The sequence below is a fragment of the Pseudomonas stagnisoli genome, from assembly GCF_048595745.1.
GTDB classification, from domain to species: Bacteria; Pseudomonadota; Gammaproteobacteria; order Pseudomonadales; family Pseudomonadaceae; genus Aquipseudomonas; species Aquipseudomonas alcaligenes_A.
The window spans coordinates 1,016,488-1,040,920 of record NZ_CP184361.1; the positions used below are offsets into that span (position 1 = coordinate 1,016,488).

Genomic DNA, 24,433 nt, shown 5'->3' on the forward strand with positions numbered 1-24,433 from the left:
CATCTGCGCCTATCACCTTGCGGGGGCGGCACCATAACACGTTGCGGTGGACGGTTGTCGATTTTTTGATCAGAAAAGAAAAGCCTGATCTTCGGCTGGAAAATCAGGGGTTTGATTTGGTGGAGCGGGGGCGGAACCAGCTTCTAGCTCTGTTCTTTGATGATTTGCGTTAGCCAGAGTAGGTGATTTTAGTGTCTTCAGTCTCGCCCACTCTGGCTAGGGTTGGCATTCATTGGTCTCTGATTTCGACACTTTTTCGACAGTCTCACTAGACATTTTTCCCTCTGCCACCATAGTTTTCTTTCTCAGCAGCACCGCTTGGTGTCATGGTCTTGACGAGTGTTGCTTTTCATCCTGTTGCAAAAGAGGCAATCATGGCTACAACGATGTTTTTCGAAGAAACAGTCAAGTGCCAAGGCGGGAAAGAGGAAATGGATATTGAGTTCGGTCGCTCATCTTACTATGCTGAAGACAGCATCTATCTGAAAGTCGATGGTAAATCTCTAGTAATGGACCGCGAAACAGCTAAGCGATTTGTAGAGGCTGCCGCTGGGGTGGTTTATTACTTTGGCTTTCTCAAGTAGCACTCTAAGATCCTAATAATGGGCTTAAGTCTTCTGCTTCGCTAATTCGTCACGTCTCTGAGCTGTGCTTCGCGCCAGTGATCGGCCAAACGTAGGCCTAAGGAGGAAGTGCCATGGAAGATTTAATTATTCAGGCAATAAATCAAAAGAAACTTATTGAGTTTGCATATCAAGGCAAGTCGCGAACTGCTGAGCCTCACGTATTAGGTGTGACCAACCGCATTGTGCAGGTTCTATGCTATCAAATAGGAGGTCACAGCAGTCGTGGTGATCTTCCTGATTGGCGTCGCTTTGACCTTCATGAAATTGTCGGGCTAAGAGTTCTAGATACAAGTTTTCTCGGTCAGCGCCCTTATCCATCTGGGCGCCACAGCAGTTTTGATCATCGTATTGCCGTTGTGCGGTAATGGCCTAACAAGTCGTCGAAGCCGACCCCTTATGGGGGCGGCTTAATTCCAACGTTAAACATTACGGGGTGGCAGCCGTGGCTCAACTTGTCGATCCGAAACACGAATGGGCTGGTGAGATCGGTCGCATTGTGATTGCATTTGGCAACATCGAGCACATCACTATGCTCTGCCTCAACCAGCTTCCAAATGACCCTATCTATCCAGCGACAAGCCATCTAAATCTGGCGCCGCGGCTTGAACTGCTGGTCGCTGTCCTGCGTGGCAGCACTGATATCGCTGCCGAGAAGCTGGGACAGCTCCTGACGGAGGCCAAGGCTCTCGCTGAAGAGCGGAATCTTGTGGTGCACAACCCGCTGGTGCTGGATGTCTACCAAGATAGCGACGGTGGCTATAAGTTCGAACACACCATTCAGTCACTCCGACGCGTCGAAAAGCGGCTCGCGTTGCGCGACCTAGAAAGTATTAGAGAAAGGGCGGAGCGCCTTGCGACTGACCTCTACGAGGTGGCTTCTCCTATGCTGGAGCGGCGGTATAGGGCGGTGACTGGAAGTGGGGACATTGAAGCCTAACTACTCTGGTCAACTTTGCGTTAATCCCGTCTGACCTTCCGTATCCGGGCATACCAGCGCCTAGCTACTGGAGATCATCACCTTGATTTGTCTGGCCACTGGTACACGCTGGTCAGAGGCCGAGAAGCTCAAGCCAACCGGGCTGCGTTATGGGGTGATCACCTTTAGCGGCACCAAGATCGGCAAGGTTCGATCAGTGCCAATCACGCCCGAGCTGGAAGCCAAGATCGTTCGACACTGGAGAGAACACGGTCAGCCTAACTCCGCCATCACCTCGTTCCGCCGTGCACGATTCAGCTACCGAAGGGCCAGGCCGCACACGCGCCGCGTCATACCTTCGCTAGCCACTTCATCCAAAACGGCGGCAACATCCTCACCCTGCAGAGAATCCTGTGCCATTCCAATTTGGCCATGACTATGCGCTATGCGCATTTAGCTCCAGATTACTTGCTGGATGATGTTTCCAAAAGTCCCGTGGTAAGTCTTTACGATAAGAGTTTTTAATTATCGTCGCCGGAATTTACTTGGGGTGTGACGTCTAGCAGGCCGACTATTTTTGCCGTTGCTAGTTGTGCTGCGCCTTTCGTGAATATGGGGTCGAGCGTGGCGAAATTGGGGATATTTAAGTTGCTAAGGTGCTCAAGCCCTTGGAGTCCTTCAAGTCGAGGCAATGACTTTGTCGCTTCGAAAATAGACTTATATTTTTCATGCAGGTCTGTAATGCCGTTGATTCCAAATGATTTTGTGGGTTGATAGTTTAAATTTTCTAGGGCGGAGTTTTCTTTTAGCTTCTCTAGCTCGCTTTTTAATTTGTTTATGCTTTTCTTGTATTGAGCGCCCTGCCTTTTTTCATCTTGCAGTTCGGCTAGGGCTGCTTCCATTTTCCGCAAGGATTCATCCTTTTCGGCATGGGCAGTAGCTATCGTGTGCTCAGCGGTAAAGAGGGCTAGAGCCAGTTCTTTTACAAAGCCGCCCATTTCGTCTGCTTGCCCTGCGAGGCGGTTAAAAATCCCTAGAAAATAGCCAACTAGTTCATTTTCGGAGAAATTAGGGTAGCGAACTCTATGGTCAATCTCGCTCCATCCTTCTTCAAATATTGTTCTTACCTGTATTTCGGTAAATATTGTTCGGCGTAGAGGTTGCGTGGAGATGATGTAGTGGATTGAGCGATATCCCTTTGGGTGTTCTTGGTGCGCGAAAGAATTGGGGCCGAAATGGCTTTGGGGGGAGTCGTCACCTTTTCGTGTATATACTATCGGCTTTTCAGCAAGGCTCCAGCTTTCTCGAATGGCATCGTCAATATCTTCGCAGTCATTTTTGAAGAGATGTAAAGCTCTAACGCCAATTAGGTCAGTAATAATTGTAAAATAATTACTTGCTGTTATGTCTTGGTATTTGGGCGAGCCTTCACTGCGTTTTCTAACGATTTTTTCAAGCAGGTGCTCAGTGTCTTTGACGCGCCATCGTACTGAGTGCACTCCCTTAAATTTCTGCATCACGCGGGCAGTCATTTCCGCACTTGCGTGTAGCTGTTCCTGATTCGCCTCATGATCGATGCCGATGTCGTGCAAGGCCTTCCAGTCGAGCTTCGCAGCCTCCCAGGTTTCCTGAGTAATGCGATTTCTCTTCAAAAAAGCCTCAAGAGTGAGCTCCATTATCATCGTCGCATCCTTCACTGTGGAGGTTGGCATCTTCCAAAATAATGACACTACCAGCCAATGTGCTGCCGCAGAACCCCCACGAGAACTGGAGGTTACGAGGTAGATCTTGCTTTGGTTTGCGCAGACACGATATTAGATTCGACATTTTTTCGACGCCCAAAGAAAAACCCCTGACTTTCTCTAGGAAAATCAGGGGTTTGATTTGGTGGAGCCGGGGGGATTTGAACCCCCGTCCGCCAGCTCTCCGCTATCGGTTCTACATGCTTAGCCATCTCTACTGAGTTAACTCCGCGCCGCCCGAGTGGCAGGGTGCTTGGAGCGAGCTGCATAAGTTTTAGCCGTTACACCTGCAGCGTGCTTGGCGGCGATCCTGTTCTATCTGACAGACCAAATCTTCGGGTTTACAGGCATCCCCTAGGGTCTGCTGGCGCCCTTAGGCGGCCAGAGCGTAGTTGTCGTCGTTGGCAACTATGAAGTTGTGGCAGCGGATTTACGAGAACTGTCACCTACTCGGCATGCCCCTCAAGTTTTGTTACCGGCGTCGAATCCTAATCGGCCCCAGAACGCTCTTGCGAGGTTGGACGCGCAGTGTACGGCAAAGGTTCCTCAGCGTCGACCATCGTTCTGCCAGTACAATGCCCGGCCTGGGCTGGCCGATCAGCGGCCCTGTGCCATTCTCTTCAGATTGGAATTCGAGGAGCACCGGATGCCGCTTGCACCGCTAAAGCCCCTGCGTCGCTGGATCTGGCGAGCCTTCCTGCAGAGCGCATTGATCCCGCTGGTGCTGGTGGAGTCGGTGCTGATCGGCGTCTACCTCTATACCAATGAGTCCATTCGCGAGTCCCAGGTCGGTTACCTGCAGAGCAGTGCGCTGCAGGACCTGGACAGCGCCGTGCGCCGCGAGGGCAAGGTGATCGACAGCCGCCTGCGCGCCATCGAGGCACAGGTCGGTGTGTATCGCGATGCGGTGGCCGAGGCCCTGGCGGACGAGCGCTTTGAGCCCGATGCCCTGGAGCGCCAGCGCCATGCCAGCACCCCTGGCGGGGTGTTCCACAGCCGCAGCGACGACGGCCGTGCCGCCTCCTTCTATGCCGCCAGCACGCCGGCCGAGCGCCAGGACCGCGACAAGGCGCTGCGTCTGTCGCGGGTGGACCCGCTGATGCGCTCGATCAAGCAGGCCGATCCGCTGGTGGCGGCGGTCTACTTCAACAGCTGGGACAGCTACAACCGCATCTACCCCTATTTCGACGTGCTGCAGCAGTACCCGCACGACATGGTGATCCCGCAGTACAACTTCTATTACCTGGCCGATGCCACGCACAACCCCAAGCGCGGGACGGTGTGGACCGAGGTCTATCTGGACCCGGCCGGCCAGGGCTGGATGATGTCGGCCATTGCGCCGGTGTACCGCGGCGATTTCCTCGAGGGTGTGGTTGGCCTGGACGTGACGGTCGGCCAGATGCTGGCCGAGACCGGTAACCTGCAGGTGCCCTGGCAGGGCTATGCACTGCTGGTGGGGCCGGATAACGCGATCATGGCGCTGCCGGCGGCCGGCGAGAAGGATTTCGGCCTGCGCGAGTTGACCAGCTACTCCTACGCCGAGGCGGTGAGCCGTGAAGTGCTCAAGCCGGAAGATTTCAAGCTGGATCGTCAGCCCGGGCTGCGCCCACTGCTCGACGGCATGGCCGCCAAGCCCCACGGCGTGGTGGAGGTCCAGCTGGGTGGGCGCGGGCAACTGATGGCCTGGAGCGAGGTGCCGCAAACCGGCTGGCGCCTGCTGCTGGTGGTGGACGAGGCGGATATTTTCCGCGAGACCAATCGCCTGGCCGAACAGTACCTGAACATCGGCTACCTGCTGATCGCCGGCCTGGTGTTCTTCTACCTGCTGTTCGGGACCTGGATGTGGCTGCGCTCGCGGCGCCTGAGCGACGAGCTGGCCGAGCCCATCACCGGCATCGTCGGCATGATGCGTCGCCTGGCCGTGGGCGAACGCAAGCCGCAGGCGCCGGAGACGGCCATTCGCGAACTGGCGGAGATGGCCGGCGAGGTGCTGCATGCGGGCGAGCAGCTGCGCGCCAGTGAGGAAAGCCGCCTGCAGGCCCAGCGCACCCTGGAGCTGGTGCTGGAGAGCACCACCGAAAGCCTCTGGGAGGTCGAGGCGCCGAGCCTCAGCATCCGCGTCAGCGAGCGCTTCGTGCGGCGTTTTGGCCTGCCGGCCGACTCAATGCCTTTTGCCGAATTCAATCAGCGCGTTCACCCGGATGACCTGCCGCGCGTGCGCCATCTGCGCCTGAGCATGGCCGACGACAGCGCCGAGGACTTCTTCGAGGCCGAGTACCGCTATGCCGATGCCCAGGGCAACTACGCCTGGCTGCTCAGCCGCGGCAAGGTGATCGAACGTGACGAGCAGGGCCGGGCGGTGCGCGCCGCCGGCACCCATGTCGACATCACCCGGCTCAAGCAGGTGCAGGAAGAGCTGCGCCGCGCCAGCCTGGAGGCGCAGGCCGCCAGCCAGGCCAAGAGCCGCTTCCTGTCCAGCATGAGCCACGAGTTGCGCACGCCGCTCAATGCCATCCATGGTTTCGCCCAGCTGATCGAGCTGGAGGCGCAGGAGCATGCCGAGCGCAGTCAGGAGGCCGAGTACGCCCGCGAGATCGTGCTCGCCAGCCGCCACCTGACCTCGCTGGTGGACGACATCCTCGACCTTTCCAGCATCGAGAGTCGCCAGCAGCAGTTGCAGCTGCAACCGGTGGATATCGGGCCGCTGCTCAAGGGCTGCGCCGAGCTGGTGCAGCCGGAAGTGCAGCAGCGGCGCCTGCAGCTGCATCTGCAGGCCGAGGCCCATCCGCCGCTGTTCGTGCTGGCCGATCCGCGCCGGCTGCGCCAGGTGATGCTCAACCTGCTGTCCAACGCGATCAAGTACAACAGCCCGCAGGGCATGATCCGCCTGGGCTACGAAGTACGCGCCGGCGGTGTGCGGCTATGGGTCGACGACAGTGGCCCGGGGCTCAGCCCCGAGCAGCAGGAGCAGCTGTTCCAGCCGTTCCAGCGCCTGGGGCGGGAGAACTCCAACATCCCCGGAACCGGCATCGGCCTGGTGCTGTGCCGCGAGTTGGCCGAGCTGATGAATGGCGAGATGGGCTTTTCCAGCGATGTCGGGCTGGGCAGTCGCTTCTGGATCGAACTGCCCAGCGCCGCCGAGCCCGTGCCGGCTGCCGAGGTGGCGGGCACGCCGGCAACCGAGTCCGCCACCGCCCTGGCCGAGGTGCTGTGCGTGGAGGATCATCCGGCCTGCCTGCGCGTGTTGCAGGAAGCGCTGCGTGACATGGCGGTGGTCGGGGGCGTGGGCTCGGTACGCCGTGCCCTGCTGCAACTGGCCGAGCAGACGCCGGCGCTGGTGTTGCTCGACCTCGATCTGCCTGACGGCAGCGGCCTGGAGGTGCTCGACTTCATGCGTGGCCAGCCGCGCCTGACCGAGGTGCCGGTGCTGGTGGTGAGTGCCTCCGCCGATCAGGACCTGCTGGCCGAGGCCCGGGCCAGAGGCGCCCAGGCCTGCCTGCTGAAACCGGTGGATCTGCAGCAGTTGCGCCAGATGGCGTTGTCGCTGCTCGGCGAGGTGGTCTGAGGCCCTACTCGCTGGCCTGCAGCAGGTTCAGGGCCTCTTCCAGCACCTTCACCGATTCAGCGTGATTTCCGCTCTTGTGCAGTTGCTCGCCTTCGGCGCGCAGACGCTGCACCTCGGCCAGCACCTCGGTGTCGGCGGGCGGGTCGCTCTTGAGCAGCGCGTCGATCTTGGCCATTTCCTGCGGGCAGTGCATGGCGAATACCGGCGTGCTGAGCAGGGCAGCGGCAAGCAGTAGGGCGGTGCGGCGCATGGCGGTTCTCCCTGATGTGGCTGCAAGCAGTATGGCAGGCAAAAAAAGCCCCGCACGCAGCGGGGCCGAAACACGTGCCGGTGGGCACGCGCCTTGAGTTCAGCGGGCGCGGGTGACGCGGTCCACCAGGTACACCAGCCCGTGGTAGTCGATGCCGCTATGGGTCGACAGGCCGATCTCGCAGGTACGGCTGGTGGAGATGCCTTCCTCGCAGATCTGCACCGCATCCTTCAGCGAGCGCAGCGCATGCGCATTGAGCTCAGGCCTGGTGAAGCCCTTGTCGCCGGCGAAGCCGCAGCAGTGGATGCCCTCGGGGATCACGACCTGGGTCGAGCAGCGGCGGGCGATGTCGATCAGCCCCTGGGCCTCGCCCAGGTGCTGGGTCGAGCAGGTGACATGCACGGCCACCGGCTTGTCCTGCGGGGTGAATTCCAGGCGCTCGAGCAGGTGCTCGCGGATGAACTTCACCGGGTCGTAGAGCCTGAGGCGCGGGTCCAGCCCTTCCTGGACCAGGCGCAGGGTGCAGGGGCTGGTGTCGCAGTAGATCGGGTCGAGGCCGCCACGGCTGGCCTTGAGCAGGGCGTCGAGCAGCTCCTGCTGCTTGGCGGCGGCCTGTTCCGGGTAGCCCTTGGAGGCGAACGGCTGGCCGCAGCACAGGTTGTCCGCATTCTCGGCGAACACCACCTGGTAGCCGGCCTTCTCCAGCAGGGCGCGGGTCTTGTCGATCAGCGGCGTCTGCTCGGCATCGGCGTACGACGGGCCCATGGTGCGTGACACGCAGGCGGCCAGGTAGACCACGCGCGGGCGCTCATCCGTGCTGGGCGCGGCGAGGCGAATCGGCTGCGCCGCCTGCGGCATGGCCGCTGTCCACAGTGGCAGCCCGGCCGTGTCGTGCAGCACGCGCGCGGCCTTGCCCAGCAGCGGCGCGCCGAGCAGGCGGCGCGTGCCATTGGCGAGGTGCAGCATGAGCCGCGCGCCCTGCAGGGTGCGCTGGAAGTTGGCGGCCAGCCAGCTGGCCGTGCCGGTATGGCGGGCATCGCCGGCGCGCAGCTTGCGCACCAGGTCGCCGGTGTTGATGCCCACCGGGCAGCGCTGCGAGCACAGGCCGGTGGCGGCGCAGGTGTCCACGCCCTGGTAGTGGTAGGCGGCTTCCAGCTCGCGGGTGTCGATGCCGGCACGCTTGCGCGCCTGGATATCACGCCAGATGACAATGCGCTGGCGCGGCGTCAGGGTCAGCCCCTTGGACGGACAGACCGGCTCGCAGAAGCCGCACTCGATGCACTTGTCGACGATCTCGTCGGCGGCGGGCAGCGGCTTGAGGTGCTTCAGGTGGATCTGCGGATCTTCCGACAGCACCACATCCGGGTTGAGGATGCCCAGCGGGTCGAACAGGCGCTTGATGGTCCACATCAGCTGGTAGGCCTCGCTGCCCCACTCCAGCTCGACGAAGGGCGCCATGTTGCGCCCGGTGCCGTGCTCGGCCTTGAGCGCGCCGCCGAACTCCACGGCCACCAGCTGCGCAACGTCCTGCATGAAGGCCTCGTAGCGCGCGACCTGAACAGGGTCGTCGAAGCCCTGGGTGAACACGAAGTGCAGGTTGCCCTCCAGGGCGTGGCCGAACAGGATGGCCTCGTCGTAGCGGTGCTTCTCCAGCAGCTCGATCAGGCGGTTGACGCCTTCGGCCAGGCGCTCCACCGGGAAGGTGACGTCCTCGATGATCACCGTGGTGCCGGTCTGGCGCACCGCGCCGACGGCGGGGAAGGTCTCCTTGCGGATCTTCCACAGCTGGTTGTAGACGGCTGGGTCTTCGCTGAAGTCGACCTGCTTCTCCACCGGGAAGTGGGCGATGGACGCCATGATCAGGCCGATCTGCTCGTGCAGCAGCGATTGCGTCGCGGCGCGCGATTCGATCAGCAGCGCACAGGCTCCACTCGACAGGCTTCGCACCCACTCGGGCATGCCCTGCATGTTTTCCACCGAGCGCAGGCTGCGGCGGTCGAGCAGCTCGACGGCGGACACCGGCTGCTGTTTGAGCAGCGGCACCGCCTGGCAGCAGCTCTCCACCGTGGGGAAGACGATCAGCGCGCTGGCCTTGTGTGGGTGCTCCGGTACCGTGTCGTAGGTCACCGCGCTGATAAAGCCCAAGGTGCCCTCGGAGCCGACCATCAGGTGGTTGAGGATGTCGATCGGCTCGTCGAAGTCGACCAGCGCATTGAGCGAGAAGCCGGTGGTGTTCTTCAGCCGGTACTTGTGGCGGATCTTGTCGGCCAGCGCGGTGTTGGCGCGGGTCTGCCGTCCCAGTTCGGCCAGGGTGTCGAGCAGCACGCGGTGGCTCTGGCGGAAGGCGGCGATGCTGACAGGGTCCTCGCTGTCCAGCACGCTGCCGTCGGCCAGCACCACACGCAGGCCCGCGAGGGTCTTGTAGCTGTTCTGCGCCGTACCGCAGCACATGCCGCTGGAGTTGTTGGCGATGATGCCGCCGATCTTCGCCGCATTGATCGAGGCCGGGTCGGGGCCGATCTTGCGCCCCAGCGGCGCCAGCCAGGCGTTGGCCTGGGCGCCGATGACGCCGGGCTGCAGGCGGATCTGTGCGCCATTGGCACGGATGTCGCGGCCGTTCCAGTTGTCGCCGAGGACGATCAGCACCGAGTCGCTGATGGCCTGGCCGGAGAGGCTGGTGCCGGCGGCGCGGAAGGTCACCGGCACGCGCTGGGCGCTGGCCAGTTCGAGCAGGCGTACCACCTCGGCCTCCGACTCGACCCGCACCACCAGCTGGGGAATTAGCCGGTAGAAGCTGGCGTCGGTGCCGAAGGCCAGGGTCGACAGCGGATCGTCGAACAGGCGCTCGCGCGGGATCAGGCGGTGGACGTCGGCGAGGAAGGCGGCGGGCAGGCTCATGCGTGCTCCATATTTCACGGTGTTTTATCTCCCCTCTCCCGCTGGGAGAGGGGCCGGGGGTGAGGGCGCCTTGGGCGAATCGAACTTTCCCTCACCCTAGCCCTGGCTGCGCGCCCCGCTCCAGAGAGAGGGAACGAAAGCGGGCGTCAAACGCCCAGTTCACGCACCAGCGAGTCGCGGCTGATCTCGGCGATCGACTTGGCGCCGGTCAGGACCATGGCCACGTGCATCTCCTTCTCGAACAGGTCGAGCAGGTTGCTCACGCCGGCGCCACCGGCGGCGGCCAGGGCGTAGACGAAGGCGCGGCCGAGCATCACGCCATCGGCGCCGAGGGCGAGCATGCGCACCACATCGAGGCCGGTGCGGATGCCCGAGTCGGCGAGAATCTTCAGCTCGCCCTTCACCGCATCGGCGATGGCCGGCAGGGCGCGGGCGCTGGACAGCACGCCGTCGAGCTGGCGGCCGCCATGGTTGGATACGACGATGCCATCGGCGCCGAATTTCACCGCGTCCTTGGCATCCTCGGGGTCGAGGATGCCCTTGATCACCATTGGGCCGACCCAGAAATCGCGGATCCACTCCAGGTCCTTCCAGGAAATCGACGGATCGAAATTGGCCCCCAGCCAGCCGATATAGTCGGCCAGCCCCGTGGGGTTGCCACGGTAGGTGGAGATGTTGCCCAGATCATGGGGCTTGCCCAAGAGGCCCACATCCCAGGCCCAGGCCGGGTGGGTCATGGCCTGCAGCACCCGGCGCAGGGCGGCGTTGGGGCCGCTCATGCCGGAGTGGGCGTCACGGTAGCGCGCGCCGGGGGTGGGCATGTCGACGGTGAACACCAGGGTGGTGACGCCGGCGGCCTTGGCCCGCTCCAGCGCGTTGCGCATGAAGCCGCGGTCCTTCAGCACATAGAGCTGGAACCACATCGGCCGGTCGATGGCTGGCGCGACCTCCTCGATCGGGCACACCGAGACGGTGGACAGGGTAAAGGGAATGCCCTTGGCCGCTGCCGCGCGGGCGGCCTGTACCTCGCCACGACGGGCGTACATGCCGGTCAGGCCGACCGGGGCCAGGGCCAGCGGCATGGCCAGTTTCTCGCCGAACAGCTCGGTGGACAGGTCCAGCTCTGCCATGTTCCTCAGCACGCGCTGGCGCAGGGCGATGCCGGCCAGGTCCTCGACATTGCGCTTGAGCGTGTACTCGGCATAGGCGCCGCCGTCGATGTAGTGGAACAGGAAGGGCGGCAGCTTGCGTCGTGCGGCTTCGCGGTAGTCGGTGGAGGCGGAGATGATCATGGCGGCAGTTTCCCGAAGAAGATGCCGGGCCTCGCGGCCCGGCGGGTCAAACATCAATGCACCAGCATGCCGGTCAGCCAATAGGCCTGGACCAGCGTGATCAGACCGACGATGGTGGCGAAGATCAGGCTGTGCTTGAGGGTGAAGCGGAACAGGTCGGATTCCTTGCCGACCATGCCGGTGGCCGCGCAGGCCACGGCGATGGATTGCGGCGAGATCATCTTGCCGGTCACGCCGCCGCTGGTGTTGGCGGCCACCAGCAGGGTGTCGTTGACGCCGATCTGGTGCGCGGTGGTGGCCTGCAGCGAGCCGAACAGGGCATTGGACGAGGTGTCCGAGCCGGTCAGGAACACGCCCAGCCAGCCGAGGAACGGCGAGAAGAACGGGAATAGCGCGCCGGTGCCGGCCAGGACCAGAGCCAGTGTGGTGGACATGCCGGAGAAGTTGGTGACGAAGGCGAAGGCCAGCACCATGCCGATCGACAGGATCGGCCACTTCAGCTCGATGAAGGTTTCCTTGAGAGTGGTCAGACCAGTTTTGAGGTCGATCTTCAGTATCAGCATGGAGATCAGTGCCGAGAAGAAGATCGCGGTGCCGGTGGCAGAGATCGGGTCCAGCTTGAACACGGCGGGGATGGCGGTGGGCGCGGCGACGATCGGCGCTACCTTCATCACCAGTTGGTCCAGGTGCGGGATGGCGAACAGGAAGACGAAGCTCTCCAGCGCGCCGCCCGGGGCGAACATGGCCTTGAACGGCTTGAGGGTCCAGAGGGTCACCAGCACGGTCAGCACCAGGAACGGTGACCAGGCCTTGAGGATCTCGCCGAAGCTATAGGGCGACGGGGTGGCGCCGCTGTGGCCACCGAAGCCGCCGAGGGCTGCGGCGCCGCCGGAGACACTGATCACTTCGCTGTCTTCAGCGCGGCGCGGGCTCCAGACCTTGAGGAACAGGGTCAGGCTGATCAGGCTGACCAGGGCCGAGGTGATGTCCGGCAGTTCCGGGCCGATGAAGTTGGAGGTGAAGAACTGGGTGACGGCGAAGCTGCTTCCAGCCACCAGTGCGGCCGGCCAGGTTTCCTTCACGCCTTTCCAGCCATCCATCATCGCTACCAGCCAGAACGGCACGATGATCGACAGCAGCGGCAGCTGGCGGCCGGTCATGGCGCCGATCTTGAACGGGTCGATGCCGGTGACCTGGCCGGCCACAGTGATCGGAATGCCCAGGGCGCCGAAGGCCACCGGCGCGGTGTTGGCGATCAGGCACAGGCCAGCGGCGTACAGCGGGTTGAAACCTAGGCCGACGAGCAGGGCGGCGGTGATCGCCACCGGCGCGCCGAAGCCGGCGGCGCCCTCGAGGAAGGCGCCGAAAGAGAAGCCGATCAGCAGCACCTGCAGGCGCTGGTCGTCGGTGATCGACAGCACCGAGCTGCGAATCACCTCGAACTGACCGCTTTTCACCGTGAGTTTGTAGAGGAATACCGCAGCGACAATGATCCAGGCGATCGGCCACAGGCCGTAGGCGAAGCCGTAGCCGGCAGCGGCGAAGGCCTTCTCGGCCGGCATGTCGAAGGCAAAGATCGCCACCAGCAGCGAGAGTGCCAGGGTGATGGTGCCGGCGATGTGGCCCTTGAGGCGAAACACGGCCAGGGCCAGGAAGAAGAACACGATAGGAATCAGTGCGGCGAGTGCCGACAGGCCGAGGCTGCCGAGCGGAGTGTAGAGCTGTTGCCAGGTTTGCATTGTGGGTGGCTCCCTAATTGTTTTTGGAGGTGCCTCGCTCGGTGATCGACAGGCTTATGGCCTGGCGTCGGCAGCCCGAGCTTCTCAATGACTTTGTGGTAATTGGTAATACCAATTTACAAAGGCGAGGGCTCAGGGTAAAAGCCTGGCTTGTGGTGTGTCAATTTGTCCGCTTGCGACTTTGGTCGAGCATGCTCTTCGATTGCGCTCGCTTGCTGCTCTATACGTGGCTGGTTAGTCTGCTCGACGGAGGCCGTGAATAGCAGGCCAGACGGGCGTCGGGTAGCAGGGGAAGAGGGTGGGAAGTGGTATGACATTCGGTCAGGTGCGGCAGCGCCGCCTGTCGGACGACATCGTCACGCAGCTCGAGTCGATGATCCTCGAGGGCACGCTAAAGGCCGGCGAACGCCTGCCGGCGGAGCGGGCGCTGGCCGAGCAATTCGGCGTTTCACGGCCGTCGCTGCGCGAGGCGATCCAGAAGCTGGTGGCCAAGGGCTTGCTGGTCAGCCGCCAGGGCGGCGGCAACTATGTGGCGGCGGAACTGGGCTCGACCTTCAGCGACCCGTTGTTGCATCTGCTGGAAAGCAACCCGGATGCGCAGCGCGACCTGCTGGAGTTTCGCCACACCCTGGAGGGCTCCTGTGCCTTCTATGCGGCGCAGCGCGCCACGCCGGTCGATCACGAGCGCCTGCGCGCCGCCTTCGATGAACTGCAGCGCTGCTATGCACCGAACAGCAAGGCCAGCCGGGCGGAGGAGGGCGCTGCCGATGCGCGTTTCCACCTGGCGATTGCCGAGGCCAGCCACAACGCGGTGCTGCTGCATACCATCCGCGGGCTGTTCGACCTGCTCAAGCACAACGTGGTGACCAATATCGGTGGCATGTATCTGCAGCGCAGCGAGACCCGCGACCGACTGCGCGAGCAGCATCAGGCGTTGTTCGAGGCGATCATCGAGCGGCGAGCGGATGCGGCGCGCGACTTGTCGCACCAGCACATCCACTACGTGCAGGAGGTGCTGGCCGAGGCGCAGCAGGAGGTCAAACGGCTGGAGCGGGCGCAGCGGCGCCAGGGACTGTAGGGCAGCAATGAAAAAGGGCGGATGACCGCCCTTTTCTTATTCTTCCTTGCCCTTGTTGCGCATGACGCGGGAGATCTCGCGATCGGAGTCGCGTTCCTTCTCCGTGGCGCGCTTGTCGAATTCCTTCTTGCCCTTGGCCAGGGCGATCTCGCACTTGATCAGGTGCTTCTTCCAGTACAGCGCCAGGGCTACGCAGGCGTAGCCTTTCTGCTGCACGGCACCGAACAGCTTGCCCAGCTCGCGCTTGTGCAGAAGCAGCTTGCGGGTGCGGGTCGGGTCGGCAATCACGTGGGTGCTGGCGGTTTTCAGCGGCGTGATGTGGGCGCCGAAGAGGTAGGCTTCGCCGTCCTTGAGCAGCACGTAGCTGTCGACCAGCTGGGCCTTGCCTGCGCGCATGCTCTTCACTTCCCAGCCGGACAGGGCGATGCCGGCCTCGAATTTGTTTTCGATGGAATAGTCGTGCAGCGCCTTTTTGTTCAGCGCGATGGTCCCGGTGGGATGTTTCTTCTGTTTGGCCATAGGGCGCGCATTATAGGGAGTCGGCGCGTCCCTGGCGACAGGCGCGCTTGAGGGGGCTGGTCGAATTCCGCACAATGCGCGCTCCGTGGCGCCGGCAGCCGGCGCAGCAGTTCAGGAATCCAAGGCTGATGAGCACCCGCATCCAACGCTCGGCCCTGTTGCCTTACCCGGCGCAGGCTCTCTACGACCTGGTCAACGACGTGGCCAGTTACCCGCAGTTCCTGCCCTGGTGCGCGGCGTCGGTAGTGCTGGAGGCCAGCGAGAGCGAGATGCGCGCCACCCTGACGGTGGCCAAGGGCGGCATGAGCCAGCAGTTCACCACGCGCAATGTGCTGACGCCGGGTGCGTCCATCGAGATGCGCCTGGTCGACGGGCCGTTTTCCCAGCTGCACGGTCTCTGGGAGTTCAAGGCGTTGGGCGACAAGGCCTGCAAGATCAGCCTGGACCTGACCTTCGATTACGCCGGGCCGCTGGTCAAAGCGACCCTGGGGCCGCTGTTCACCCAGGCTGCCAATACCATGGTCGATGCCTTCTGCCAGCGGGCCAAGCAGCTTCATGGCTGAGATCGAGGTCGAGGTGGTTTATGCCCAGGCCGTCGAGCAGCGGCTGCTGTGCCTGCGGGTGCCAGTTGGCACCACGGTGCGCGAGGCGGCACTGCGTTCTGCCATGGATGAGCATTTCCCCGGCCTCGATCTGAGCAGCGCGCCGCTGGGGATTTTCGGCAGGCTGGTGGCCAAGCCGGAGGAGCGCCTGCTCGAAGCCGGCGATCGGGTGGAGATCTACCGCCCGCTGCTCGCCGATCCCAAGGAAGTGCGCAAGGCGCGCGCGGCGCGAGCGAAGGCGGCACGGCAGGCGGACTGAGTTGCGCAGGCATGAAAAAGCCCGGCATTGCCGGGCTTTTTTCTGTGAGCCGTTTACTGCGGCTGCGGGTCCAGCGGTTCCGGAATCGGCACCGGGATCGGCTCGGCGGCGTCGACTTCGTTCTGGATCTGTTCCAGCAGCGAGCCGGGCTTGGCCGGTTCGTCCCGAACTTCGGTCTGCGGCTGCTGCACGCGGGTGTCGCTGCCTTCGCCGAGGATTTCCTGGTCGCGGCTGACGCCCGGCATGAAGTCGCCGGCCAGGCCGATGAGCTGGTCGTTGCCGTCGAACATCAGGCTGATGCGTTCCTGGTAACGCTGACGGCCACCGGGCTGGATGCTGTACAGATAGTCCCAGCGCTTGGCGTGGAAGGTATCGGTGATCAGCGGATTACCCATGATAAACCGCACTTGGCGTTGGGTCATTCCAGGCTTCAACTGGTCTATCATGTCCTGCGTAACGACATTGCCCTGCTGGATGTCGATCTTGTAGACCCCGGGAAACGAACAGCCGGCGAGTGCGAACAGACCCACGAGGGTGAGGCTGGGCAGCAAGAGCTTGGTGTTTTGCATCGGTGGGTGACTTCCACTATCTTGGCTGGGCAAATTAAACCCCGATCATACCCGCATTAACGGGAGCTGCGAAGCAGCAACCACGAGAAAGCAGACCATGGTTGAAAACAGCGAACTGCGCAAGGCCGGCCTCAAGGTCACCCTGCCGCGTGTGAAGATTCTGCAGATGCTCGATTCGTCCGTCTCCGGACAGCGCCACATGAGCGCCGAGGATGTGTACAAGGCTCTGATGGAAGCCGGTGAGGACGTGGGCCTGGCCACCGTCTACCGCGTACTGACCCAGTTCGAGGCCGCCGGCCTGGTCGAACGCCACAACTTCGATGGTGGTCATGCCGTATTCGAACTGGCGGATGGCGGTCACCATGATCACATGGTCTGCGTGGATTCCGGCGAGGTCATCGAGTTCTTCGATCCGGAGATCGAGAAACTGCAGAAGGAAATCGTCAAGCAGCACGGTTTCGATCTGGTCGATCACAATCTGGTGCTGTACGTGCGCAAGAGAAAGTAAGCGCAGGTCTCAGCGGAATAAAAAAGGCGCCCGATGGGCGCCTTTTTTATTGCTGGCTTTTTCAGGCCTGGGCCTTGGTCACCATCTTGCGCGCATGGGCCAGGGATTCCTCGGTCAGGTCGACGCCGCCGAGCATGCGGGCGATCTCCTCGACCCGGCCTTCCGGCGTCAGGCAGGCGACTGCCGTCTGGGTGCTGTCCTGGCCGCGCGCCTTGTGCACGAACAGGTGCTGGTGACCCTGGGCGGCCACCTGCGGCAGGTGGGTTACGGTCAGCACCTGGCCACGCTCGCCGAGGCGGCGCAGCAGCTGGCCGACCACTTCGGCGGTGGGGCCGCCGATGCCGACATCGACTTCGTCGAATACCAGGGTCGGCACGCGCGAGGTCTGTGCGGTGATCACCTGGATGGCCAGGCTGATCCGTGAAAGCTCGCCGCCGGAGGCGACCTTGGCCAGCGATTTCAGCGGCTGGCCGGGGTTGGCGCTGACCAGGAATTCCACCTGCTCCAGCCCCTGCGGTTGCGGCTCGTCGCTGGTGCCCGCCTGCAGTTCGATGCTGAAGCGACCGCCCGGCATGCCGAGGGTCTGCATCTCCGCCTGCACCGCCTCGGCCAGACGGCTGGCAGCCTGCCGGCGCAGGGTGCTCAGTTCATCGGCCTTCTCCCGGTAGTGACGTTCATAGGCGGCCAGTTCCTCGCCGAGGCGCTCGACCGCCTCGTCGTCGGCGTTCAGGCCTTCCAGTTCCTGCAGCAGGCGTTGCTGCAGCTCGGCCAGTTCGAAGGGCTGCACCCGGTGTTTGCGCGCCAGGCCATAGATGGCGTCCAGGCGCTCCTCCAGCAGCTGCTGGCGCTGCGGGTCGGCATCGAAGTGATCGATGAAGCGGTTCAGTTCGCCGATCGCCTCCTCGACCTGGATCTGCGCGCTGGCCAGCAGGTTGGTGGCTTCGCCCAGTGCTGGCTGGTCACTGAAGCCGCCCAGGCGGTTGAGGCTGGCCGTCAGTGCCGACAGTACGTTGCCGGCATCGCTTTCGCTGCATAGGTCGAGCACCTGACGGCAGGCACCGAGCAGCTGCTCGGCATTGCTCAGGGCCTTGTGCTCCTGCTCCAGCTGTTCCAGCTCGTTGTCGCCCAGGGCCAGGTTCTCCAGCTCTTCCAGCTGGTAGCTGAGCAGCTGATGACGAGCGCGTTGTTCGTCGCCGCTGGAAGACAGGCGCTGCAGTTCCTGGCGCGTCTGGCGCCAGCGTTGCGCGGCCAGCTGCACCTGGCGCGCCAGTTCCTGGCTGCCGGCATACTCGTCGAGCAGGCGGCGGTGGGTGTCGGGTTTGAGCAGCGACTGGTGCTCGTGCTGGCTGTGGATGTCGATCAGCAGTTCGCCGAGGGCCTTGAGATCGCCCAGCGGGCAGGGGGAGCCGTTGATATAGCCGCGCGAGCGCCCTTCGCTGGTGATGACCCGGCGCAGAATGCACGGGCCGTCGTTGTCCAGGTCGCGTTCGGCCAGCCAGGCGCGGGCCTCGGCGATGTCCTCCAAGTCGAAGCTGGCGAGGATGTCCGCCTTGTCCGCGCCGGGGCGGACCACGCCGCTGTCGGCGCGGTCGCCCAAGGCCAGGCCGAGGGCGTCGAGCATGATCGACTTGCCGGCGCCGGTCTCGCCGGTGATCACCGACATGCCGCGCTGCAGTTCGAGGTCCAGATGTTCGACGATGGCGTAGTTGTGAACGGACAGGTGCACCAGCATGGAGAGCGCTCCCAAAAGTTTGTGCTGGGTATTTATACAGTGTTTTGTTTTGTCCGGGCAATAACCCTTGAAACCCTGTGCGCGGCCCCCATATAGGCGGCAAGAAGCGCGGGCCATGACCCGCCGACGTTTAATCAGGAGGACCCAATGGCAGACGAACAGACCCTGGACACCAACCCGCAAGAGCAGCAGGCGAACGAAGCGGTCGCCGGTGACGAGCTGGCTGCGCGCGTGCAGAGCCTCGAAGAGCAGCTGGCCGCTGCCCAGGATCAGTCCCTGCGCATGGCGGCGGACCTGCAGAACGTGCGCCGCCGCGCCGAGCAGGACGTGGAGAAGGCGCACAAGTTCGCCCTGGAGAAGTTTGCCAACGACCTGCTGCCGGTGGTCGACAGCCTGGAGCGCGGCCTGGAGCTGACCAGCGCCGCCGACGAGGCGAGCAAGGCCATCCGCGAAGGCATGGAACTGACCCTCAAGCTGTTCGTTGACACCCTCAAGCGTCACCAACTGGAGGCGGTCGATCCGCACGGTGCACCCTTCAATCCGGAGCACCATCAGGCCATGGCGATGGAAGAAAGCATTCACGCCGAGCCGAACACCGTACTCAAGGTGTTCCAGAAGGGTTACCTGCTGAACGGCCGCCTGCTGCGCCCGGCCATGGTGGTGGTGAGCAAGGCGCCGCTGACCCCGCCGCCGTCGATCGACGAGCAGGCTTGAAATAGTTCGCGGCGACCCCATCTACAGGGCAAGCGATTCATTAGGTGACGGCGGGCAACCAGGCGCGCCGTACTCAAGGTTAAAGACACAGTTTCGGAGATAATGAACATGGGCAAGATCATCGGTATCGACTTGGGAACCACCAACTCCTGCGTCGCCATTCTGGAAAACGGTAACGTCAAGGTCATCGAGAACGCCGAAGGCGCGCGTACCACCCCGTCCATCATCGCCTACACCAATGACGGCGAGACCCTGGTCGGCCAGAGCGCCAAGCGCCAGGCCGTGACCAACCCGCACAACACCCTCTACGCGGTGAAGCGCCTGATCGGCCGCCGCTTCGAGGAAGACGTGGTGCAGAAGGACATCAAGATGGTTCCCTACAAGATCGCCAAGGCCGACAACGGTGACGCCTGGGTGGAAGTGAAGGGCCAGAAGATGGCGCCGCCGCAGATCAGCGCCGAAGTGCTGAAGAAGATGAAGAAGACCGCCGAGGACTACCTGGGCGAGCCGGTCACCGAGGCGGTGATCACCGTTCCGGCCTACTTCAACGACAGCCAGCGCCAGGCCACCAAGGACGCCGGTCGCATCGCCGGTCTGGACGTCAAGCGCATCATCAACGAGCCGACCGCCGCGGCTCTGGCCTATGGCATGGACAAGGCCAAGGGCGACCACACCGTGATCGTCTATGACCTGGGCGGCGGTACCTTCGACGTGTCGGTGATCGAGATCGCCGAAGTCGATGGCGAGCACCAGTTCGAAGTGCTGGCCACCAACGGCGACACCTTCCTCGGTGGTGAAGACTTCGATATCCGCCTGATCGACTACCTCGTCGACGAGTTCAAGAAAGAGTCCGGTATCGACCTGAAAGGCGATCCGCTGGCCATGCAGCGCCTGAAAGAGGCGGCCGAGAAGGCCAAGATCGAGCTGTCCTCCAGCCAGCAGACCGATGTCAACCTGCCGTATATCACTGCCGACGCGACCGGTCCGAAGCACCTCAATGTGAAGATTTCCCGCGCCAAGCTGGAGGCCCTGGTCGAGGAGCTGGTGGCCCGCACCATCGAGCCGTGCCGCATCGCCCTGAAGGACGCCGGCCTGGACGTCGGCAGCATCGATGAGGTGATCCTGGTCGGTGGTCAAACCCGCATGCCGCTGGTGCAGCAGAAGGTCGCCGAGTTCTTCGGCAAGGAAGCGCGCAAGGACGTCAACCCGGACGAAGCCGTGGCCATCGGTGCTGCCATCCAGGGCGCCGTGCTGGCTGGTGACGTGAAAGACGTGCTGCTGCTCGACGTCTCCCCGCTGACCCTGGGCATCGAGACCATGGGCGGCGTGATGACTCCGCTGATCGAGAAGAACACCACCATCCCGACCAAGAAGTCGCAGGTGTTCTCCACCGCCGACGACAACCAGAGCGCCGTGACCATCCACGTGCTGCAGGGCGAGCGCAAGCAGGCCGCGCAGAACAAGTCGCTGGGCAAGTTCGACCTGGCCGAGATCCCGCCGGCCCCGCGTGGCGTGCCTCAGATCGAAGTGACCTTCGATATCGATGCCAACGGCATCCTGCACGTGTCCGCCAAGGACAAGGCCACCGGCAAGCAGCAGTCGATCGTGATCAAGGCCAACTCCGGCCTGTCCGACGAGGAAATCGAGCGCATGGTGCGTGACGCCGAGGCCAACGCCGAGGAAGACCGCAAGTTCGAAGAGCTGGCCGCGGCCCGCAACCAGGGCGACGGTCTGGTCCACGCCACCCGCAAGATGATCACCGAGGCGGGCGACAAGGCCACTGCCGACGAGAAGGCGGCCATCGAGAAGGCCATCGGCGACCTGGAAGTGGCCCTCAAGGGCGACGACAAGGCCGAGATCGAGGCCAAGATCAATGCTCTGTCCGAAGCCACCACCCCGCTGGCGCAGAAGATGTACGCCGAGCAGCCGCAGCCGGGCGCTGCCGCCCAGGGCGCCGAGGGTGCCAAGGACGCGGCCGACGATGTGGTCGATGCCGAGTTCGAAGAGGTCAAGGACAACAAGTAAGCCCCGCTTACTAGGGTGCCAGTCGGCCGCGTTGCGGTCGGCGATTCTCCGCGCGGGGGCTTGCTCCCGCGTTGGCGTGTCTGGAGCCTGTGAATCAGAGGTGTTGAGGATTTATGGCCAAACGTGACTATTACGAAGTGCTCGGAGTCGAGCGCGGCGCCAGCGAAGCGGAGCTGAAAAAAGCTTACCGCCGCCTGGCGATGAAGTACCACCCGGACCGCAACCCGGACGACAAGGGCGCCGAAGAGAAATTCAAGGAGGCCAACGAGGCCTACGAGGTGCTCTCCGACGCCGCCAAGCGTTCGGCCTACGACCAGTACGGCCATGCCGGGGTCGATCCGCAGATGGGCGGCGGCGGTGCCGGCGGCTTCGGCGGCGCCAACTTCTCCGACATCTTCGGTGACGTGTTCAGCGACTTCTTCGGTGGCGGTCGTGGCGGCCAGCGTGGCGGTGCCCAGCGCGGCTCCGACCTGCGCTACACCCTGGAACTGGACCTGGAAGAGGCGGTGCGCGGCACCACCGTGACCATTCGCGTGCCGACCCTGGTCGGTTGCAAGACCTGCGATGGTACTGGCGCCAAGAAGGGCACCAGCCCGGTGACCTGTACCACCTGTGGTGGCATCGGCCAGGTGCGCATGCAGCAGGGCTTCTTCTCGGTGCAGCAGACCTGCCCGCGCTGCCATGGCAGCGGCAAGATGATCACTGACCCCTGTGGCAGCTGCCACGGTCAGGGGCGCGTGGAAGAGAGCAAGACCCTGTCGGTCAAGGTGCCCGCGGGTGTCGATACCGGCGATCGCATCCGCCTGTCCGGCGAGGGCGAGGCGGGCTCCCATGGCGGGCCGGCCGGCGACCTCTACGTGGTGGTCAACGTGCGTGAGCACCCGATCTTCCAGCGTGACGGCAAGCATCTGTATTGCGAGGTGCCGATCAGCTTCGCCGATGCGGCGCTGGGCGGCGAGCTGGAAGTGCCGACCCTGGATGGCCGGGTCAAGCTGAAGATCCCGGAAGGCACCCAGACCGGCAAGCTGTTCCGCCTGCGTGGCAAGGGCGTGGCACCGGTGCGTGGCGGCGGTGCCGGCGATCTGCTGTGCAAGGTGGCGGTGGAAACCCCGGTCAACCTGGACAAGCGCCAGCGCGAGCTGCTGGAAGAGTTCCGCAAGACGCTCGAAGGTGACAGCTCCCACTCGCCCAAGGCCAGTGGCTGGTTCGATGGCATGAAGCGTTTCTTCGGCGATATTTAAGGAATCGGCTATGCGACGTATTGCAGTGATGGGCGCCGCCGGGCGCATGGGCAAGATCCTGATCGAGGCGGTCGGCCAGGCCGAAGGTGCCAAGCTGACCGCGGCTGTGGATCGCCCGGACAGCAGCCTGATCGGTGCCGATGCCGGCGAGCTGGCGGCGCAGGGCAAGATTGGCGTTACCCTGGTGGGTGAGCTGGATGCCGTGCTCGATCAGTTCGACGTGCTGATCGACTTTACCCACCCTTCGGTGACCCTGAAGAATCTGGAAGTATGTCGTCGCGCCGGCAAGGCCATGGTCATCGGCACCACCGGCTTCTCGCCGGAGGAGCGGCAGCAGCTGGAGGCCGCCGCGCAGGAGATCCCGATCGTCTTCGCCGCCAACTACAGCGTGGGTGTCAACCTCTGCCTGAAGCTGCTGGATACCGCCGCGCGGGTGCTGGGCGATGATGTCGACATCGAGATCATCGAAGCGCACCACCGGCACAAGGTCGACGCGCCGTCCGGTACCGCACTGCGCATGGGTGAGGTGGTGGCCAACGCCCTGGGGCGTGATCTGCGCAAGGTCGCGGTCTATGGACGCGAAGGCCAGACCGGTGCGCGTGAGCGCGAGACCATCGGCTTCGCCACCGTGCGTGCCGGCGATGTGGTGGGCGACCACACCGTGCTGTTCGCCGCCGACGGCGAGCGCGTGGAGATCACCCACAAGGCCTCCAGTCGCATGACCTTCGCCAAGGGCGCGGTGCGCGCAGCGCTGTGGCTGCAGGCACAGCCTGCTGGTCTTTATGACATGCAGGACGTGCTGGGCCTGAACTGAAAATACCTTTTCGGTCCATGCAATTGCTGGACCGAAAAGGGCTTTTCCTGTAAGCTGCCCGCTTTAGTGTGTCCACTAAAAGTAACGCAGAATGAATCAGATAAAGAAGCGGGGTGACGGTCAATACGTCATCCCGCTTTTTTACAACCTGCGTTTGAACAAGCAGCAGATCTAAGGGAGGTCTTCTTGACTAAGCCAGCCATACTCGCACTCGCTGACGGCAGCATTTTCCGCGGCGAAGCCATTGGTGCCGATGGCCATACCATTGGTGAGGTGGTGTTCAACACCGCCATGACCGGCTATCAGGAAATCCTCACCGATCCTTCCTATGCCCAGCAGATCGTCACCCTGACCTACCCGCATATCGGCAACACCGGCACCACGCCGGAAGACGCCGAATCCAACCGCGTGTGGGCCGCCGGCCTGATCATTCGCGACCTGCCGCTGATCTCCAGCAACTGGCGTGACAAGCAGCCGCTGGATGAGTACCTGAAGGAAAACGGCACCGTCGCCATCGCCGGCATCGATACCCGTCGCCTGACCCGCATCCTGCGCGAGAAGGGTTCGCAGAACGGCTGCATCCTGGCTGGCGAAGGCGCGACCGAGGAGAAGGCCCTGGAACTGGCGCGCAGCTTCCCCGGCCTCAAGGGCATGGACCTGGCCAAGGTGGTCAGCTGCATCGGGCGCTACGAATGGCGTTCCAGTGTGTGGAATCTGAAAACCGACAGCCACCCGGAAATCGCCGCCAGCGAGCTGCCCTACCATGTGGTCGCCTATGACTACGGGGTCAAGGTCAACATCCTGCGCATGCTGGTCGAGCGTGGCTGCCGCCTGACCGTGGTGCCGGCGCAGACTCCGGCCAAGGACGTGCTGGCGCTGAACCCGGACGGCGTGTTCCTCTCCAACGGCCCCGGCGATCCCGAGCCGTGCGATTACGCCATCGCCGCGATCAAGGAAATTCTCAATACCGAGATTCCGGTATTCGGTATCTGCCTCGGCCACCAGCTGCTGGCCCTGGCCTCCGGTGCCAAAACCCTGAAGATGGGCCACGGCCACCATGGTGCCAACCACCCGGTGCAGGACCTGGACTCCGGCGTGGTGATGATCACCAGCCAGAACCACGGTTTCGCCGTGGACGAAGCCAGCCTGCCGGGCAACCTGCGCGCCACCCACAAGTCGCTGTTCGACGGCACCCTGCAGGGTATCGAGCGCACCGACAAGGCAGCCTTCAGCTTCCAGGGGCACCCGGAGGCAAGCCCCGGCCCGCACGACGTGGCCCCGCTGTTCGATCGCTTCATCGAAGCCATGGCCAAGCGCCGCTAAGCCCCGCCGACTGACCCAAGG

The 24,433-nt window shown here is 63.2% G+C and carries 21 protein-coding genes, 1 other RNA gene and 1 pseudogene; 14 read left to right on the forward strand and 9 right to left on the reverse strand.

Annotation, left to right across the window (positions count from 1 at the left end; all coding sequences use genetic code 11):
- Nucleotides 1-374: 374 nt before the first annotated feature.
- The 4 genes from ACOAPY_RS04830 (at nt 375) to ACOAPY_RS04845 (ending at nt 2,067) form a co-directional block, all read left to right on the forward strand.
- A complete protein-coding gene (locus tag ACOAPY_RS04830; RefSeq protein ID WP_330099024.1) occupies nt 375-584 on the forward strand; it encodes a hypothetical protein in 210 nt (69 codons plus the stop codon).
- A gap of 113 nt (nt 585-697) precedes the next feature.
- The gene (locus ACOAPY_RS04835; protein ID WP_465155330.1) at nt 698-991 is read left to right on the forward strand and encodes a hypothetical protein; all 294 of its coding nucleotides are present in this window, start codon (nt 698-700) and stop codon (nt 989-991) included.
- A 77-nt stretch (nt 992-1,068) separates the two neighbouring features.
- Nucleotides 1,069-1,563 (forward strand): hypothetical protein, encoded by a 495-nt coding sequence (locus tag ACOAPY_RS04840; RefSeq protein ID WP_330099025.1) that lies wholly within the window; start codon nt 1,069-1,071, stop codon nt 1,561-1,563.
- A gap of 369 nt (nt 1,564-1,932) precedes the next feature.
- Nucleotides 1,933-2,067, forward strand: a complete 135-nt coding sequence (locus ACOAPY_RS04845; protein WP_330099099.1) for a hypothetical protein — start codon at nt 1,933-1,935, stop codon at nt 2,065-2,067.
- Here the strand turns inward: ACOAPY_RS04845 and ACOAPY_RS04850 are convergent.
- Both ACOAPY_RS04850 and ssrA read right to left on the reverse strand, forming a co-directional pair.
- A complete protein-coding gene (locus tag ACOAPY_RS04850) occupies nt 2,064-3,224 on the reverse strand; it encodes a RelA/SpoT domain-containing protein (protein ID WP_465155332.1) in 1,161 nt (386 codons plus the stop codon). The genes ACOAPY_RS04845 and ACOAPY_RS04850 overlap by 4 nt on opposite strands.
- Nucleotides 3,225-3,427: 203 nt before the next feature.
- Nucleotides 3,428-3,784, reverse strand: a transfer-messenger RNA (tmRNA) gene (gene ssrA / locus ACOAPY_RS04855).
- A gap of 146 nt (nt 3,785-3,930) precedes the next feature.
- Here ssrA and ACOAPY_RS04860 point away from each other — a divergent pair.
- Complete coding sequence (locus ACOAPY_RS04860; RefSeq protein WP_465155334.1) at nt 3,931-6,849, forward strand: ATP-binding protein; 2,919 nt, start codon at nt 3,931-3,933, stop codon at nt 6,847-6,849.
- A gap of 4 nt (nt 6,850-6,853) precedes the next feature.
- On the opposite strand, the gene ACOAPY_RS04865 is transcribed toward ACOAPY_RS04860, so the two are convergent.
- The 4 genes from ACOAPY_RS04865 to ACOAPY_RS04880 form a co-directional block, all read right to left on the reverse strand.
- On the reverse strand, nt 6,854-7,099 hold the full coding sequence (locus ACOAPY_RS04865) for a hypothetical protein (protein ID WP_280052787.1): 246 nt from the start codon (nt 7,097-7,099) through the stop codon (nt 6,854-6,856).
- Nucleotides 7,100-7,198: 99 nt separating this feature from the next.
- Nucleotides 7,199-9,997 (reverse strand): FAD-binding and (Fe-S)-binding domain-containing protein, encoded by a 2,799-nt coding sequence (locus ACOAPY_RS04870; protein WP_465155336.1) that lies wholly within the window; start codon nt 9,995-9,997, stop codon nt 7,199-7,201.
- A 146-nt stretch (nt 9,998-10,143) separates the two neighbouring features.
- Nucleotides 10,144-11,289: an FMN-dependent L-lactate dehydrogenase LldD gene (lldD, locus tag ACOAPY_RS04875; protein ID WP_465155338.1), complete on the reverse strand. Its 1,146-nt coding sequence runs from the start codon at nt 11,287-11,289 to the stop codon at nt 10,144-10,146.
- Nucleotides 11,290-11,342: 53 nt separating this feature from the next.
- Nucleotides 11,343-13,028 carry a lactate permease LctP family transporter gene (locus tag ACOAPY_RS04880; RefSeq protein ID WP_465155340.1) on the reverse strand — a complete coding sequence of 562 codons (1,686 nt, stop codon included), beginning with the start codon at nt 13,026-13,028 and terminating at the stop codon, nt 11,343-11,345.
- Nucleotides 13,029-13,338: 310 nt separating this feature from the next.
- Between ACOAPY_RS04880 and ACOAPY_RS04885 the strand changes: the two genes are divergently transcribed.
- Nucleotides 13,339-14,106 carry an FCD domain-containing protein gene (locus tag ACOAPY_RS04885; RefSeq protein ID WP_330099031.1) on the forward strand — a complete coding sequence of 256 codons (768 nt, stop codon included), beginning with the start codon at nt 13,339-13,341 and terminating at the stop codon, nt 14,104-14,106.
- A 36-nt stretch (nt 14,107-14,142) separates the two neighbouring features.
- On the opposite strand, the gene smpB is transcribed toward ACOAPY_RS04885, so the two are convergent.
- On the reverse strand, nt 14,143-14,625 hold the full coding sequence (gene smpB / locus ACOAPY_RS04890) for an SsrA-binding protein SmpB (RefSeq protein ID WP_465155342.1): 483 nt from the start codon (nt 14,623-14,625) through the stop codon (nt 14,143-14,145).
- 128 nt (nt 14,626-14,753) lie between these two features.
- Here smpB and ACOAPY_RS04895 point away from each other — a divergent pair, with 128 nt between their 5' ends.
- Entirely contained in the window at nt 14,754-15,188 is a 435-nt protein-coding gene (locus tag ACOAPY_RS04895) for a type II toxin-antitoxin system RatA family toxin (protein WP_021700445.1), read from the forward strand.
- Nucleotides 15,181-15,486 (forward strand): RnfH family protein, encoded by a 306-nt coding sequence (locus tag ACOAPY_RS04900; protein WP_465155344.1) that lies wholly within the window; start codon nt 15,181-15,183, stop codon nt 15,484-15,486. The genes ACOAPY_RS04895 and ACOAPY_RS04900 overlap by 8 nt, the downstream gene beginning before the upstream one ends.
- A 53-nt stretch (nt 15,487-15,539) precedes the next feature.
- Here ACOAPY_RS04900 and ACOAPY_RS04905 read toward each other — a convergent pair whose 3' ends face one another.
- On the reverse strand, nt 15,540-16,055 hold the full coding sequence (locus ACOAPY_RS04905) for an outer membrane protein assembly factor BamE (RefSeq protein WP_076580461.1): 516 nt from the start codon (nt 16,053-16,055) through the stop codon (nt 15,540-15,542).
- A gap of 97 nt (nt 16,056-16,152) precedes the next feature.
- Here ACOAPY_RS04905 and fur point away from each other — a divergent pair, with 97 nt between their 5' ends.
- Entirely contained in the window at nt 16,153-16,563 is a 411-nt protein-coding gene (gene fur, locus ACOAPY_RS04910; RefSeq protein ID WP_021700442.1) for a ferric iron uptake transcriptional regulator, read from the forward strand.
- 61 nt (nt 16,564-16,624) lie between these two features.
- On the opposite strand, the gene recN is transcribed toward fur, so the two are convergent.
- Nucleotides 16,625-18,295 carry a DNA repair protein RecN gene (recN, locus tag ACOAPY_RS04915; protein ID WP_465155346.1) on the reverse strand — a complete coding sequence of 557 codons (1,671 nt, stop codon included), beginning with the start codon at nt 18,293-18,295 and terminating at the stop codon, nt 16,625-16,627.
- A gap of 144 nt (nt 18,296-18,439) precedes the next feature.
- On the opposite strand from recN, the pseudogene grpE reads away from it, so the two are divergent.
- The 5 genes and pseudogenes from grpE to carA all read left to right on the forward strand — a co-directional run.
- Nucleotides 18,440-19,009, forward strand: a pseudogene (gene grpE / locus ACOAPY_RS04920) (nucleotide exchange factor GrpE); the annotation flags it as partial.
- Between the two features lie 108 nt (nt 19,010-19,117).
- Nucleotides 19,118-21,034, forward strand: a complete 1,917-nt coding sequence (dnaK, locus tag ACOAPY_RS04925) for a molecular chaperone DnaK (RefSeq protein WP_465155348.1) — start codon at nt 19,118-19,120, stop codon at nt 21,032-21,034.
- Between the two features lie 113 nt (nt 21,035-21,147).
- Entirely contained in the window at nt 21,148-22,275 is a 1,128-nt protein-coding gene (gene dnaJ, locus ACOAPY_RS04930; protein ID WP_465155351.1) for a molecular chaperone DnaJ, read from the forward strand.
- 10 nt (nt 22,276-22,285) lie between these two features.
- Nucleotides 22,286-23,089 (forward strand): 4-hydroxy-tetrahydrodipicolinate reductase, encoded by an 804-nt coding sequence (dapB, locus tag ACOAPY_RS04935; RefSeq protein ID WP_465155353.1) that lies wholly within the window; start codon nt 22,286-22,288, stop codon nt 23,087-23,089.
- Between the two features lie 186 nt (nt 23,090-23,275).
- A complete protein-coding gene (carA, locus tag ACOAPY_RS04940) occupies nt 23,276-24,412 on the forward strand; it encodes a glutamine-hydrolyzing carbamoyl-phosphate synthase small subunit (protein ID WP_465155355.1) in 1,137 nt (378 codons plus the stop codon).
- Nucleotides 24,413-24,433 lie beyond the last annotated feature (21 nt).